The sequence below is a fragment of the Phenylobacterium sp. genome (assembly GCF_036563285.1).
Lineage (GTDB): Bacteria > Pseudomonadota > Alphaproteobacteria > Caulobacterales > Caulobacteraceae > Phenylobacterium.
Map to the genome: position 1 here is coordinate 749,024 of NZ_DATCMR010000011.1, position 13,800 is coordinate 762,823.

Annotated in this window: 13 protein-coding genes; 9 read left to right on the forward strand and 4 right to left on the reverse strand. The window is 69.2% G+C overall.

Going from position 1 to position 13,800, the window contains the following annotated elements:
- Positions 1-323 precede the first annotated feature (323 nt).
- The 4 genes from VIL76_RS14445 to VIL76_RS14460 all read left to right on the forward strand — a co-directional run bounded on the left by VIL76_RS14445 (position 324) and on the right by VIL76_RS14460 (position 3,236).
- On the forward strand, positions 324-1,523 hold the full coding sequence (locus VIL76_RS14445) for a GAF domain-containing sensor histidine kinase (RefSeq protein WP_332045732.1): 1,200 nt from the start codon (positions 324-326) through the stop codon (positions 1,521-1,523).
- 48 nt (positions 1,524-1,571) lie between these two features.
- Positions 1,572-2,108, forward strand: a complete 537-nt coding sequence (locus VIL76_RS14450; RefSeq protein WP_332045733.1) for a methylated-DNA--[protein]-cysteine S-methyltransferase — start codon at positions 1,572-1,574, stop codon at positions 2,106-2,108.
- Positions 2,105-2,476: a DUF4345 family protein gene (locus tag VIL76_RS14455; protein ID WP_332045734.1), complete on the forward strand. Its 372-nt coding sequence runs from the start codon at positions 2,105-2,107 to the stop codon at positions 2,474-2,476. The genes VIL76_RS14450 and VIL76_RS14455 overlap by 4 nt, the downstream gene beginning before the upstream one ends.
- A gap of 79 nt (positions 2,477-2,555) precedes the next feature.
- Positions 2,556-3,236 carry a peroxiredoxin gene (locus VIL76_RS14460; protein ID WP_332045735.1) on the forward strand — a complete coding sequence of 227 codons (681 nt, stop codon included), beginning with the start codon at positions 2,556-2,558 and terminating at the stop codon, positions 3,234-3,236.
- A gap of 24 nt (positions 3,237-3,260) precedes the next feature.
- On the opposite strand, the gene VIL76_RS14465 is transcribed toward VIL76_RS14460, so the two are convergent.
- Positions 3,261-5,375 carry a M3 family metallopeptidase gene (locus tag VIL76_RS14465; protein WP_332046507.1) on the reverse strand — a complete coding sequence of 705 codons (2,115 nt, stop codon included), beginning with the start codon at positions 5,373-5,375 and terminating at the stop codon, positions 3,261-3,263.
- A gap of 148 nt (positions 5,376-5,523) precedes the next feature.
- On the opposite strand from VIL76_RS14465, the gene VIL76_RS14470 reads away from it, so the two are divergent.
- Complete coding sequence (locus VIL76_RS14470) at positions 5,524-6,375, forward strand: glutamate racemase (protein WP_332045736.1); 852 nt, start codon at positions 5,524-5,526, stop codon at positions 6,373-6,375.
- Between the two features lie 11 nt (positions 6,376-6,386).
- Positions 6,387-6,911 carry an SRPBCC family protein gene (locus tag VIL76_RS14475; RefSeq protein ID WP_332045737.1) on the forward strand — a complete coding sequence of 175 codons (525 nt, stop codon included), beginning with the start codon at positions 6,387-6,389 and terminating at the stop codon, positions 6,909-6,911.
- Here the strand turns inward: VIL76_RS14475 and VIL76_RS14480 are convergent.
- Positions 6,908-7,444: a carboxymuconolactone decarboxylase family protein gene (locus tag VIL76_RS14480; protein WP_332045738.1), complete on the reverse strand. Its 537-nt coding sequence runs from the start codon at positions 7,442-7,444 to the stop codon at positions 6,908-6,910. The genes VIL76_RS14475 and VIL76_RS14480 overlap by 4 nt on opposite strands.
- A 93-nt stretch (positions 7,445-7,537) precedes the next feature.
- On the reverse strand, positions 7,538-8,095 hold the full coding sequence (locus VIL76_RS14485; RefSeq protein ID WP_332045739.1) for a peroxiredoxin: 558 nt from the start codon (positions 8,093-8,095) through the stop codon (positions 7,538-7,540).
- Between the two features lie 151 nt (positions 8,096-8,246).
- On the opposite strand from VIL76_RS14485, the gene VIL76_RS14490 reads away from it, so the two are divergent.
- The 3 genes from VIL76_RS14490 (at position 8,247) to VIL76_RS14500 (ending at position 11,682) form a co-directional block, all read left to right on the forward strand.
- Entirely contained in the window at positions 8,247-9,146 is a 900-nt protein-coding gene (locus VIL76_RS14490; RefSeq protein WP_332045740.1) for a hydrogen peroxide-inducible genes activator, read from the forward strand.
- 91 nt (positions 9,147-9,237) lie between these two features.
- The gene (locus tag VIL76_RS14495; protein ID WP_332045741.1) at positions 9,238-9,780 is read left to right on the forward strand and encodes a PadR family transcriptional regulator; all 543 of its coding nucleotides are present in this window, start codon (positions 9,238-9,240) and stop codon (positions 9,778-9,780) included.
- 108 nt (positions 9,781-9,888) lie between these two features.
- Positions 9,889-11,682: an ATP-binding protein gene (locus VIL76_RS14500; protein WP_332045742.1), complete on the forward strand. Its 1,794-nt coding sequence runs from the start codon at positions 9,889-9,891 to the stop codon at positions 11,680-11,682.
- Here the strand turns inward: VIL76_RS14500 and VIL76_RS14505 are convergent.
- A complete protein-coding gene (locus tag VIL76_RS14505; RefSeq protein WP_332045743.1) occupies positions 11,679-13,754 on the reverse strand; it encodes a prolyl oligopeptidase family serine peptidase in 2,076 nt (691 codons plus the stop codon). The two genes, VIL76_RS14500 and VIL76_RS14505, sit on opposite strands and share 4 nt — an antisense overlap.
- Between the last annotated feature and the right edge of the window lie 46 nt (positions 13,755-13,800).

Here is a 13,800-nt window from a genome sequence, read left to right on the forward strand (position 1 = left end):
GCCGCCGGCCGGCCGCGCCGCGGCGCGCTTCGCGCGTCCTTGAGTGACCTGGAGAGGCAGGCAGACTGGCCGCCATGAGATTCAAGCCGCAGACCGCCGCCTAGCTTTCCTGCCCTTCGTCATGGGCCGGCCTGTCCCCGCCACCCCGAAGCACCGGGTGTGCCCGTAAGGTCGGTCTCTCGGGTCCTCGGCCCAAGGCTGGATGCCGAGGGTGTGGTGACGGCCCGAGTTGCATATCCTCGTTCCAAACACGTGACGTGACTCCGCCCGGAAAGCGGCGCTTATCTGGATCAATGGGGCCATCGTCACCCCGGAGCCTGCCCTTGCCGACCTCCATCGAAGCCGACATCGCCGCCATCGCGCGGATCGAGGCGGTGCCGCGGATGCTCGACGTGATCTGCCGCACCACGGGCATGGGCTTCGCGGCCGTCGCCCGGGTGACGGAGGACCGCTGGGTCGCCTGCGCGGTGCGCGACGAGATCGACTTCGGGCTGAAGCCCGGCGGCGAGCTCGAGGTGGCGACCACCATCTGCGACGAGATCCGCGACTCGGGCCGCGCGGTGATCATCGAGCACGTCGCCGAGGACCCGGCCTTCCGCGCCCACCACACGCCAGCCCGGTACGGCTTCCAAAGCTACATCTCGGTGCCGATCCGCCTCAACGGAGAGTTCTTCGGCACGCTCTGCGCCATCGATCCGCGGCCGGCGCGCCTGAAGGACACCCATGTCAAGGCGATGTTCGAGCTCTTCGCTGAGCTGGTCGCCGCTCACCTTGACGCCGAGCAGCGGATCGCCCGCAGCGAGGCCGCCCTGCTCGACCAGCGGGAGGCGGCGGAGCTGCGCGAGCAGTTCATCGCCGTGCTCGGCCATGACCTGCGCAATCCGCTGGCCTCCATCGACGCCGGCACGCGGCTGCTGCGCAAGACGCCGCTGGACGCTCGGGCCAACGCGCTGGTGGACGCCATGCACGTGAGCGTGGTGCGTATGGCCGGCCTGATCGACAATGTGCTGGACCTGGCGCGCGGGCGGCTGGGCGGAGGGTTCGTGCTGGAGCGCAAGCCCGAGGCCAACCTCGGCGAGGCCCTGGAGCAGGTGGTCGAGGAGCTCCGAGTGGCCCATCCGGACGTGGAGATCGTGTCGGAGATCAGCCTGGACAGGACGCTCGTCGCCGACGGACGCCGCCTGGCGCAGCTGCTCTCCAACCTGATCGCCAACGCCATCAGCCATGGCTCGGACCAGGCGCCGATCCGCGTGAAGGCCCTCGTGGCCGAAGACGTCCTGCAGCTCTCGGTGGCCAACGCGGGCGAGCCGATCCCCGAGGCGGCGCGCGCGAAGCTTTTCCAGCCGTTCGCGCGGGCGATCATCGGCGGCCGCCGCGAGGGGCTGGGGCTTGGTCTTTACATCGCCTCGGAGATTGCCCGCGCCCACGACGGGCGCCTCGACGCGGCCTCGAGCGAGGGCGAGACGGTCTTCACCCTGCGCATGCCGCTGGAGGTCGCGCCGGCCGCGGCCCTCGCGCAGTAGGTCCGAAAACCGCCAGCAGCCAAGGGCGAACGGCGCTATCTTCCAGCAATGATCAGCTACGCCCTTTTCGAGACCGCCATCGGGTTCGCCGGCGTCGCCTGGGCCGAGGCCGGCCTCGTCGCCGTCCACCTGCCGGAGCGCGACGCCGAGGTCGCCCGTCGCGGCTTCCTGCGCCGCTTTCCGGAGGCCGTGGAGGCGCCGCTTCCGTCGGAGCTTGCCCCGACCGTCGAGGGCATCTGCGCGCTCATGCGCGGCGAGAAGGCGGACCTGACGGCCGCGCCGCTGGACCTGTCGCGCACGCCGGCGTTCCACGCACGGGTCTACGAGATCGCCCGCGCCATCCCGCCCGGCGAGACCCTGACGTACGGCGAGATCGCCGAGCAGCTCGGCGACAAGCTGCTGGCCCGCGACGTGGGCCAGGCCTTGGGCAAGAACCCCTGGCCGATCGTGGTGCCCTGCCACCGGGTGACGGCCGCGGGCGGCAGGCCCGGCGGCTTCTCCGCCCGAGGCGGCGTCAACACCAAGCTGAAGCTGCTCGCCATCGAAGGCGCCAAGGCCGCGGCGCAAGCCGACCTCTTCGCTTGAGCCCGGCCCTGGAGCGCCGGCTTCTGCAGCTTGCGATCGCCGTCGGCGGGATCGTGCCCGTCTACGGCGGCCTGATGGGCGCCTTGGGGCGGATGAGCGACAACAGCCACTTCCGCTATCTGTCCGGCCTGCTGCTGGGCATCGGCCTCACCTTCTGGGCCATGGTCCCGACCGTGGAGCGGCGGGGAGCCACCTTCCGCCCGCTCGCAGCGATCGTGGTGATGGGCGGCCTGGCCCGCCTGGCCGCGGTGGTGCAGCAGGGCGGCGACGCCGGCGACTACTTCCCGCTCTCCATGGAGATCGCGGTGACGCCGCTGCTGGCGCTGTGGCGCGAGCGGGTGGAGCGCCGTTCCGCCGTCTCCGCTTGAGCGCCCTCTTTGCTTGAGTGGGGGCCCCGGCGGGCGGATAATCCCCGTCCAAGGGCCAGCTAGGGCAGAGGGTAGACGCATGACACTTCGCATTGGCGACAAGGCTCCCGATTTCGAGGCCGAGACCACCAAGGGCCGCATCCGCTTCCACGAGTGGCTGGGCGACAGCTGGGGCGTGCTGTTCTCGCACCCGAAGGACTTCACGCCGGTCTGCACGACCGAGCTCGGTTACCTGGCCAGGCTGGAGCCGGATTTCGCGAAGCGGAACACCAAGGTGATCGGTCTGTCGGTGGACCCCGTCGACGACCACACCCGCTGGCTGTCGGACATCGGCGAGTGCACGGGGCATACGCCCAACTATCCGCTGATCGGCGACCACGACCTGAAGGTCGCCAAGCTCTACGACATGCTGCCGGGCGACGCGGGCGAGACCTCGCAGGGCCGCACGGCGGCCACCAACGCCACCGTGCGCACGGTCTATGTGATCGGGCCGGACAAGATCGTGAAGGCGACGCTGTCCTATCCGATGAGCACCGGCCGCAACTTCGACGAGGTGCTGCGGCTGCTCGACAGCTGCCAGCTCACCGCCGAGCACAAGGTCGCCACCCCGGTGAACTGGAAGGACGGCGAGGACTGCATCATCGTCCCGGCGGTGTCGGACGAGGAGGCGAAGACCCGCTTCCCCGGCGGCTGGAAGACGCTGAAGCCCTACCTGCGCCTGGTGCCGCAGCCGAAGAAGCAGGCGGAGCCGGCGGAGTAGAGGCCCCTCCCATCGCAGAGGGGTTCAGGTCGGGAAGCCCTTGTCGCGCAGGTAGGCCTTCACGTCCGGCTCGCGGCCGCGGAAGCGGCGGTAGCCTTCGCGCGGGTCGATGGAGTTGCCGACGCTCATGACGTTGTCGTGGAGCCGCTTGGCCACGGCCTTGTCGTAGAGCCCCTTCGGCGCCTCGCGGAACGCCTCGACCGCGTCCAGCGCCATCACCTCCGACCACAGGTAGGAGTAGTAGCCCGCCGAGTAGCCGTCGGAGGCGAAGATGTGCCCGAACTGCGGGGTGCGGTGGCGCATCGGCAGCTCTGCGGGCATGCCGAGCTTGGTCAGCTCCTCGCGCTCGAAGGCGTCGGGGTCGATGTCGGCGTCGCCGGCCAGGTGCAGCTTCATGTCGATGAGCGCCGAGGCCAGGTACTCGGTCACGTCGAAGCCCTGGCGGAAGGTGGAGGCCTTCTCGATCTTCTCCACCAGCTCGCGCGGGATCGGCTTGCCGGTCTGGTGGTGCAGGGCGAAGCGGTTGAGCACCTCCGGCGTCGCCAGCCAGGCCTCGTTGATCTGCGAGGGGAACTCCACGTAGTCGCGGAACACCCGCGTTCCCGACAGCGACGGGTAGGCGACCTTGGAGTTCAGCCCGTGCAGGGCGTGGCCGAACTCGTGGAACATGGTCGAGGCGTCGTCCCAGGAGATCAGCACCGGCTGTCCGGGCGCACCCTTCACGAAGTTGGAGTTGTTCGAGACGATCGTCGTGATCCTGCCGTCGAAGGTCTCCTGGGCGCGGTAGGCGTTCATCCAGGCTCCGGACCGTTTGCCGGTCCGCGCATAGGGATCGAAGTACCAGAGCCCCACATGGTCGGGCCCGCGCTTCACCTCCCAGACGCGGACGTCCGGATGCTGCACGGGCACGTTGGTCACGGGGTGGAAGCTGAAGCCGTAGAGCTGGCCGGCGGCCCAGAACATGCCCTCGCGCAGCTTCTCCAGCTGCATGTACGGCTTCACCGCATTCATATCGAGGTCGTAGCGCGCGGCCCGGACCTTCTCGGCGTAGTAGCGGTAGTCCCACGGTGCGATCCTGATCTTCGCGCCCTCCTTGTCGGCGATGGCCTGCATCTCGGCCACCTCCTCGCGGACGCGGGCGATGGCCGCGGGCCACACGCGCATCATCAGCTCCATGGTGGCCTCCGGCGTCTGGGCCATTGAGTTGTCCTGCAGGCGCCAGTGGGCGTGGGTCTTGAAGCCCAGGAGCTTCGCCCGCTCCGCGCGGAGCTTCAGGATTCTCCTGATCACCGCGTTGTTGTCGTAGGCGTCGCCGTTGTCGCCGCGGTTGTAGAAGGTCCGCCAGACCTTCTCCCGCAGGTCGCGACGCGATGAATAGGTGAGGAACGGGTCAACGGAAGAGCGGGTGTTGACGATGACGAACTCGCCGGGCCGCTTCTTCTCCGCAGCCGCCGCGCCCATGGCGGCGCGCACGTCGGCGGGTAGGCCCGCCAGGTCGGCCTCCTTCAGGTAGAGGTCGTACTCGTTCTCGTCGTGCAGCAGGTTCTGGCTGAAGGTCGTGAAGGCGCCGGCCAGCTCCTCGTTGATAGCGGCGACGCGGGCCTTGGCCTCGGGGGAGAGCTTGGCGCCGGCGCGGACGAAGCGGTTCCAGTTCAGCCAGGTCAGCCGCTGCTGCTCGGGCGTGAGGCGCGCGCGGTCGTTGTAGACCGCCTCGATGCGCCGGAAGAGCCGGGCGTTCTGCAGGATCTTGTCGGAGTGGGCCGACAGCTTCGGCTGCATCTCCTTCTCGACCGCGCGCAGGGCGGGCGTCGACAGGGTTCCGCCCCAGACGCCGTAGACCGTGCTGACGCGGTTGCCGGTGCGGCCGGCGCGCTCCATCGCCGCGATGGTGTTCTCGAAGGTCGGCGGGGCCGGGTTGTCGGCGATAGTCTCGATCTCGCGCAGCTCCTCGGCCATGGCGGCTTCGAGCGCCGGCTTGAAGTGCTCGACCCGGACCTTGTCGAAGGCGGGCACGCCGCCGAAAGGCCCGGTCCAGGGCTGCAGCAGCGGGTTCAAGGAGGGCTGGGCCAAGGCGTTCAGGGGAAGCATCGAGGCCGCGGTGGCGGCGGAGGTGGCGGCAAGAAACGTGCGCCGGTGCATAGGGTCTCCGGAAGAGGCGATCAGGTCGGCGGGGACCTTAGGCAGATGCATGCTGAACGTCACCTGATCGGGCGGTAAAATCCGCCGGTATGCCGGCTTCTGGCGATTGGCTTTGCGCGCCGACCGGCCGCTCGCTAAGCACGAGGCCATGTCGATCGGCGTCTTCGATTCCGGCGTGGGCGGCCTCACCGTCCACCACAGGCTGGTGGAACGGTTCCCGCAGGCGGACTTCGTGTACCTGGCCGACCAGGCCAACGCCCCCTACGGCGGCAAGACCGGCGAGGAGATCGTGGCGCTCACCCGGGCCGGCTGCGAGCGGCTGTTCGCCGAAGGCTGCGACGTGGTCGTCCTGGCCTGCAACACCGCGGCGAGCGTCGCGCTGCGGCGGCTGCAGCAGACCTGGCTGCCGGGTTACCGCAAGCAGATCGGACGTCCGGTGAACGTGCTGGGCATCGTGGTGCCGACCATCGAGGCGGCCACCGGCCTGCCCTGGGAGCACGAGCCCGAGGACCTCGGAGAGAAGATCGAGAAGGTGGAGATCATCGGCGTCTTCTCCACCCCGGCCACGACCAACTCCCGTGTCTACGAGATCGAGGTCGACAAGCGCCGCGGCGACGTCGCGGTGTTCTCCGAGCCCTGCCCGGAGCTGGCCCGGATGATCGAGGCCGGCGCGAGCCGCGAGGAGCTGAAGGCGGTGATCGAGGGCCATGTGCAGGCGTTGACCAAGCGCATCGGGCGTTCGCCGGACCGGGCGATCCTCGGCTGCACCCACTATGAATATGTGGCCGACCTGTTCCGCGAGGCGCTGCCCGCCGGCTTGCCGGTGATCCACCAGCCGGAGGCGACGGCCGACGCGCTGCAGCGCTATTTCGAGCGGCATCCGGAGTTTAGCCCCGGGACCGGCGCCGTCCGCAGATTTCTCACCACCGGCCAGCCGGGCGCGCAGCACAGCCTGGTTGAGGCCTTCTGGGGAGGCCCGCTAAGCTTCGAGAAGGCTTAGGGGACTTTTTCATGAAACTCGCGATCTCGGCCGCCGCGGCGGCGCTGGCCATCGCCGGCGCTGCGAACGCGGCGGTGACCGACCGCTCGCCGGCGGGCTTCCAGGTGACGCTCACCACCCAGGTGGCGGCGCCTCCGGCGAAGGTGTGGGACGCGGTGATGCGGCCCTACCGGTGGTGGAGCAGCGGCCACACCTGGTCGGGCGATGCGAAGAACCTGTCGATGGATGGCGACGGCTGCTTCTGCGAGAAGCTGAAGCGCGGGGCGGTCCGGCACATGACCATCGTCTATGCCGAGGAGGACACGCAGCTGCGCCTGTTCGGTGCGCTCGGCCCTCTGCAGTTCACCGGCGCGAGCGGGCACATGGCCTTCGTTCTGAAGCCGGAAGGCCAGGGCACGACGCTGACCCTGACCTACAACGTCGGCGGCTACGCCAAGGGCGGCCTGGCCGAGACCTTCGCCGCCCCTGTCGATCAGGTGCTGGGCGAGCAGCTCGCCCGGCTGAAGAAGAGCGTGGAGACCGGCAAGCCGGATTAGTCCTCGGCGCCGCCCTCCGCCTGCAGCACGCGGCTGACGGCGTTGACCACCGCGGCGATGCGCAGGGCCGCCTGGATCTGCAGGGCGGGCACGCCGTGCTTCTTCAGCTCGGCCTCGTGGCTGTCGAGGCACATGCCGCAGCCGTTGATCGCCGACACTGCGGTGCACCACAGTTCGAAGTCGACCTTCTCGACGCCGGGGTTGGCGATGACGTTCATCCGCAGCCCGGCGCGCAGGGTGCGGTACTCCGGGTTCGAGAGCAGGTGCAGCGAGCGGTAGTAGACGTTGTTCATGCCCATGATCGCCGCGGCCGCCTTCGCGCCGTTCAGCGCTTCCGGCGCCAGCCCGGCGGCCGTCGCGGCGGACTCCACCGCATTGACCACCGACCGCTGGCCCACGGCGTGGGCGGAAGCCACGAACGCGCCCCACTTCTGCTGGTCCGACAGCGTGGTCTCGTTGGCCAGGCTCGAGAGGTTGAGGCTCAGATCCTTGGCATAGGCGGGCAAGGTCTCGCGCAGGGCGTCGAGAGACATGGGTCGCTCCAATTCTCGAAGAAGAAGGTGTCCGGGAGGGTCGCTCTAGGGGGGAGGAAGCGCCCCTCCCGGATGGCTGAAAGCGGAGGTGTGTTAAGCCGCCTTCAGGGTGTCGCCGCCCACCGCACGGTTGCAGGGGCAGAGTTCGTCGGTCTGCAGGGCGTCGAGGACGCGAAGCGTATCCTGCGGATTGCGGCCGACGTTGAGGTTGGTCACGTAGACATGCTGGACGGTGTTGTCGGGATCGACCACGAAGGTGGCGCGCAGGGCGACGCCTTCATCCTCGTTCAGCACGCCCAGGGCCCGGGCGAACTTCCCGGAGTTGTCCGCGAAGTTCCAGATGCCGAGCTGGTTCAGGTCCGGGTGCTCGCGACGCCAGCCGAGCTTGGAGTGCTCGTTGTCCGTCGAGCCGCCGAGCACGACGGTGTCGCGCTCTTCGAACTGCGGGTTCAGCCGGGCGAACTCCGCGATCTCCGTCGGGCAGACGAAGGTGAAGTCCTTCGGGTAGAAGAAGATGACCTTCCACTTGCCCGGGAAGCTGTCCTTGGTGATCGTCTCGAAGGCGCTCTCGCCGTTCTCCTCGTGACGCATGAACTTGGGCTTCACGCCCACGACCTTGAAGTCCGGCAGGGTTTCGCCAACGCCGAGCATTGATCTCTCCTTGAAGCTGAAAGTCCCGCGGACGGGGCGGAAGCAGGCTCCCGTCTCGTCCGCTCGGACAGGTAGATAGGGCCCGGGGGTCCAGCAATCAAATCGATTGGGTTTGAGTTTGCGATAGACGTATCCTATTTACTAACCTTCGATGCTCCCCACCATCCGCCAGCTCCAGTACCTGAAGCTCCTGGCCGAGCAGGGCAGTTTCGGCCGGGCGGCGGAGGCCGCCCACGTGACGCAGCCGACGCTCTCGGCCGGCATACAGGAGCTGGAGCGGATCCTGGGCGCGGCGGTTGTCGATCGTGCGCGCTCAGGGGTGATCCTGACGGCCGTCGGCGAAGAGGCGCTCCGGCGCGCGACCACCATCCTCAACGAGGCCGAGGAGCTGGTGGAGGCGGCGAAGAATGCGGGCCAGCCGCTCACCGGCCGTTTCCGGCTGGGCGTGATCCCCACCATCGCGCCCTTCCTGCTGCCCAAGGCCCTGCGGCTGCTTCGCGAACGCTTCCCGCGGCTGAAGCTGTTCCTGCGCGAGGACCTCACGCACCGGCTGATCTCCGCGCTCAAGGCCGGCCAGCTGGATGCGGCGCTGATCGCCCTGCCCTACGACATGACGGGGCTGCAGTGGGCGCACGTCACCGACGACGAGCTGGTCGCCGCCCTGCCCGCCGACCACCCGCTGGCGAAGCTGAAGAAGGCGCCGCCCGAGGACCTTCAGCGCGAGGGGCTGATCCTGCTGGAGGACGGCCATTGCCTGCGCGAGCACGCGCTGGCCGCCTGCGGGCTGAAGCCGCCCCGGGCTCCGCCGGGCGAAGATCCGGCGTTCGCGGCCACGTCCCTTCCTACGCTCGTGCAGATGGTGGGCTCCGGCCTGGGCGTAACCTTTCTGCCGAAGATGGCGATCACCGCCGGCCTCACCGAGGCCGCACACGTCGTGGTCCGCCCGATCGACGCGGAGCATCCGAGCCGCGAGATCGTCGTCGCCTGGCGCGCCGGCTCCAACCGCGGGGTCGAGGGCCGGCTGCTCGCCGACACGCTCAAGGACCTCTAGCCGCTATATTTAGAGCGTATCGATATTGCCGTTGCGACGAACTTGGGTTCGATATATCTAAAGATTAGACATATCGAAATAGGATCGAACCATGCACCACATGTTCCGCCATCACAGGGAATGCCGCAGCCGTCACGCCTGGGGCGGGCCGCCGCGCGGCCGCGGTCGCGGCCGGATCGGCCGGCTCCTGGAGCACGGCGACCTTCGCTTCGTGATCCTGGCGCTGCTCGAGCAGCAGCCGCGCCACGGCTACGAGCTGATCAAGGCGCTCGAGGAGCGTACCGGCGGCGCCTACAGGCCTAGCGCCGGGGTCATCTACCCCACGCTCGCACTGCTCGAGGACGAGGGGTTCGCCCGTCCCGCCGGTGGCGATACCGGCCGCAAGCTCTACGAGATCACCGACCAGGGCCGCGAGGCGCTGGACAAGAACCGCACCGCCGTCGAGGCCGTCTTCGCCCGCATGGAAGAGGCCGCGTCCAGCTCTGAGGCCAGCCGTCCGCGCATCGAGCGCGCCATGGCCAATCTCTCCATGGCGCTGCGCCATCGCCTGGGCGGCCGCGCCGCCACCCCGGAGGAGATCGACCGGATCGTCGCCATGATCGACGACACCGCCGCCGCGGTCGAAAAGACCTGAGGGGCAACTGGCGATTGCGCCGACGCCCATCCTAAGTTGCTCAAATACTTGGATATCGCAGCGTTATCTTAACTCAGGTTGGTCAACATGCCTCCCTTGAGGGCGGGCATGCCGAAGAGCGCCAACTATCACGAGATCGCTGTTGCGCGGGCGCGGGACGTCAAGGCTCGCACGGCCCTGGCGGTCTTCATCACCGTCGCCGCCTGCTACGCCACGGACGGGCTCGGGCCGCTCGTCTGGTGGGTTGGCGTGATGGCCGCGCAGTTCCTCAGCATCGCCGTCGGCCAGCGGGCGCGGCGGGATCCCGAGCTCGTCCCGTCGCGCGGCTACGAGGCCGCCTACCTGGCGAGCATCGCCCTCAGCGCCGCAGCCTTCGCGGCAATCGCCCCCTACTGCTGGTACGCCGGCGGCCTTGAGGGCAAGCTGTTCGCCCTGATCGTCCTGGTCGGCGGCATGATCAACATCGCGCTACAGGGCCAGCACGAGCGCCGCGCCCTGGTGGCGGCGATGATCCCCTTCGTGCTGACCATCGCGGGCCTGCCGCTCTCCGCCATCCGGTTCGATCCGGCCGCCGACATGGGCGCCATGGTCTTCGTCTTCCTCGGCGGCCTGCTCTACATCGGCCACCTGATGGTCTCGGTGCGCAGCCACGACCGCGCCTCGGCCGCCCTGCGCAAGGCGCTCCACCAGGCGAAGTCCGACCGCCTGCGCGCCGACCAGGCCAACAAGGCCAAGAGCGACTTCCTGGCCACCATGAGCCACGAGATCCGCACGCCCCTGAACGGCGTGCTGGGCATGGCCCAGGCCATGGAGGCCGAGGCCCTGCCGGCGAAGCAGAAGGAGCGCCTGGACGTCATCCGCCAGTCCGGCGAGGTGCTCCTGATGCTGCTGAATGACCTGCTGGACATCTCCAAGATCGAGTCCAACCGGCTGGAGCTGGAGGACGGGCTCGTCGACGTGGCCGAGCTCGCCGACCAGGCCGGCGCCGCCTTCGCCCCGATCTGCCAGGCCAAGGGCGTGCGCCTGAAGGTCTGGGTCTCCGACGCCGCCAAGGGCCTGCGCCGCGGCGACCCGGTGCGCGTGCGCCAGATCGTCTACAACCTGCTCTCCAACGCGGTGAAGTTCACCGGCGAAGGCCGCGTGGGCCTGCACATCAGCGCCAACGGCGACGAGCTGGTGATCGAGGTCACCGACAGTGGCGCCGGCATCGCGCCGGAGGTGCTGGCCACCTTGTTCGAGCGCTTCACCCAGGCCGACGCCACGACCACCCGCCGCTACGGCGGCTCGGGGCTGGGCCTGTCCATCTCCCGCGCCCTCGCCCGCCTGATGGGCGGCGACATCAGCGTCGAGTCGGCGATGGGCGTGGGCTCCACCTTCACGGCGCGGATCAATCTGCCGGTGGCGCAGGGCGCCGTGAAGCCCGCCAAGGCCGCCTCGACCCGCATGGCCGCCAAGCCTGCCAAGGCCAGGCCGAAGCGCAAGCCGAAGGAGACGGACGCCGGCCTGCGCATCCTGGCCGCCGAGGACAACCCCACCAATCGCCTCGTCTTGCAGACGCTGCTGGAGCAGATCGGCCTGTTCGCCACCTTCGTGGAGAACGGCCGCGAGGCCGTGGAGGCGTGGCGCAAGGGTCGCTGGGACGTCGTCCTGATGGACATCCAGATGCCCGAGATGGACGGGCTGGCCGCCACGCGCGAGATCCGCCGCGAGGAGGCGGCGAGGGGGTTGGTCCGCACCCCGATCGTGGCGCTCACCGCCAACGCCATGGCCCATCAGGTGGCCGAATACACCGCCGCCGGCATGGATGGCCTGGCGCCTAAGCCCATCCAGCTGCCGCAGCTGATCGGCGCCATCGAACAGGTGCTCGAGCCGGCCGAGGACGTGGCCGCGAAGGCGGGCTAGTCCATCAGCTTCTGGGCCAGGTAGACGTAGTGGCGCGCCCAGCGCCGCGCGTTGAGCTCCGGGTCGGCGTCGTTGGCGTGGCCGCCGAAGGTCTGCTCGTAATAGAGGTAGGGGATCCCCATCGCCTCCAGCCGCGCCGCGAACTTGCGCGCATGGCCCGGATGCACCCGGTCGTCCCGGGTGTTGGTGGTGATGTAGACCTCCGGGTAGCGCACGCCGGGCTTCAGGTTCTGGTAGGCGGAGTATTTGGCGATGAAGGCCCGGTCGGCGGGCACGTCCGGATCGCCGTACTCCCCCACCCACGACGCGCCCGCAGAGAGCTTGTGGTAGCGCAGCATGTCGATCAGCGGGCTCTCGATGACGATCGCGTTCCAGAGCTCAGGATGCTGGGTCATGGAGACGGTGGTCAGCACGCCGCCATTGGAGCGGCCGTAGATGCCGAGCCGTCGCGGGGAGGTGATCTTGCGCGCGAACAGGTCCCTGGCCACCGCCGCGAAGTCGTCGAACGACAGCTGGCGCTTCTCCCGCAACACCGACTGGTGCCAGGCCGGACCGAACTCGCCGCCGCCGCGGATGTTGGCGATGACATAGGCGCCGCCGCGCTCCATCCAGAGCTTGCCGGCCTCGGGCATGTAGATCGGCGGCTTGGCCACCTCGAAGCCGCCGTATCCGTACATCAGGGTGGGGATCGAACCGTCGAGCTTGGCCGCCTTCGGGCGCACCACGAAGTAGGGGATCTTCGCGCCGTCGGACGAGGTCGCCCAGAACTGCTCGACGATGTGGGTCGAGGCGCCGAAGCGTGGGGGCAGGGCCTTCACCTTGGCCGCTTGCCCGGATGCCGCGTCGGCAAGCCAGAGGCTGGTGGGCTCCAGGAAGCCCTCCACCGTGACGAACAGCTCGTCGTCCTTGGAAGCCGTGTCGACCAGGGTGACATTGGCGTCCTTCGGCAGCGGCAGGCGCTTCGCGGACCAGCGGCCGGCGGCATAGTCCCACGCGTCGACCGCGCCTTTCACGTCCTCCAGCAGCACGACCACCAGCTTGCCGTCCGTGGCGGCGACCTGCTGGATCGCCTGGCGCGGGCCGGGCTGGAAGATCAGCCGCGGCTTGGCGGCGGCGGGTCCCCGCTTCAGCTCGGCGAGGTCGTAGGCGATCAGCGCGCCGGCCTGGAATCCGCCCCAGGCCTCCTGCAGCGTAAACACCACCTGGCCGTCCACGTAGTCCTGCTGCTGCGCCTTCAGGGGCAGGGGGATGCGCTGCGGCGCGCCGTCGCCCAGCAGGAAGTACTCGGTCTCGAAGAAGCTGACCCCGCGGGCGGCCAGCAGGCCGTCCACCCGGCCGGCGTCGCCGCGCAGCAGCACGTGGTTGACGCCGACGTCGGTCTGCTGGCCGCGGAACAGCTCGCGGACGGCGCCGTCGCGGCGCACCGTCTTCATCACGAACGGATAGCCGGAGGTTGTGACCTCTTCGGGCGTCCAGGCGCGCTCGACCACCAGGGTGTCGCGGTCCAGCCAGTCGACGTACTGCTTGCCCTCGCCGAACCGGAAGCCGGCGTCCACGAACCGGCCCGCGGCGGCGTCGAACTCGCGAATGTCGACGGCGTCGCCCCCGCCGTTGGAGAGGCGCACCAGGCAGGTGGTCTCCGCAGGCTTCAGGCAGGTGGCGCCCTTCCAGATCCAGTTGCGGCTCTCGGCCTTCGACAGCGCGTCCAGATCGAGCAGCACGCGCCAGGCCGGCGCCGCCTTGCGGTAAGAGGCCTCGGTCGTGTGCCGCCACAGGCCGTGGGTGTTGGTCTCGTCCTGCCACAGGTTGTCGATGCCGCCGGCCCGGGAGTGAGGCGTGGGGATGCGGTCCTTGGCGGTGAAGATCGCGCGCGCCTGCGCCAGCATCGGGGCATAGCGGGGGTCGCGCTCCAGCTTGGCGGCGGACCTTGCGTTCTGGCCCTCCACCCACTGCATGGCGCGGGCGCCGTCCACCTCCTCGAGCCACAGGAATGGATCGTCCTGGATCGGCTGGGCGGAGGCGGCGGAGGCGAGGAGCGCAAAGGCGGCGAGGGCGCGGAGGAGCGGCTTCATGCCTCGCGTCTTAGCGTTCGGGGCCGTTTCCGCCTATATGTCCGCG

Coding starts and splice junctions, on each gene's coding strand:
- VIL76_RS14450 (WP_332045733.1), top strand. CDS start 1,572: ATGATCAGCTACGCCCTTTTCGAGACCGCCATCGGGTTCGCCGGCGTC.
- VIL76_RS14460 (WP_332045735.1), top strand. CDS start 2,556: ATGACACTTCGCATTGGCGACAAGGCTCCCGATTTCGAGGCCGAGACC.
- VIL76_RS14465 (WP_332046507.1), bottom strand. CDS start 5,375: ATGCACCGGCGCACGTTTCTTGCCGCCACCTCCGCCGCCACCGCGGCC.
- VIL76_RS14470 (WP_332045736.1), top strand. CDS start 5,524: ATGTCGATCGGCGTCTTCGATTCCGGCGTGGGCGGCCTCACCGTCCAC.
- VIL76_RS14475 (WP_332045737.1), top strand. CDS start 6,387: ATGAAACTCGCGATCTCGGCCGCCGCGGCGGCGCTGGCCATCGCCGGC.
- VIL76_RS14480 (WP_332045738.1), bottom strand. CDS start 7,444: ATGTCTCTCGACGCCCTGCGCGAGACCTTGCCCGCCTATGCCAAGGAT.
- VIL76_RS14485 (WP_332045739.1), bottom strand. CDS start 8,095: ATGCTCGGCGTTGGCGAAACCCTGCCGGACTTCAAGGTCGTGGGCGTG.
- VIL76_RS14490 (WP_332045740.1), top strand. CDS start 8,247: ATGCTCCCCACCATCCGCCAGCTCCAGTACCTGAAGCTCCTGGCCGAG.
- VIL76_RS14495 (WP_332045741.1), top strand. CDS start 9,238: ATGCACCACATGTTCCGCCATCACAGGGAATGCCGCAGCCGTCACGCC.
- VIL76_RS14500 (WP_332045742.1), top strand. CDS start 9,889: ATGCCGAAGAGCGCCAACTATCACGAGATCGCTGTTGCGCGGGCGCGG.
- VIL76_RS14505 (WP_332045743.1), bottom strand. CDS start 13,754: ATGAAGCCGCTCCTCCGCGCCCTCGCCGCCTTTGCGCTCCTCGCCTCC.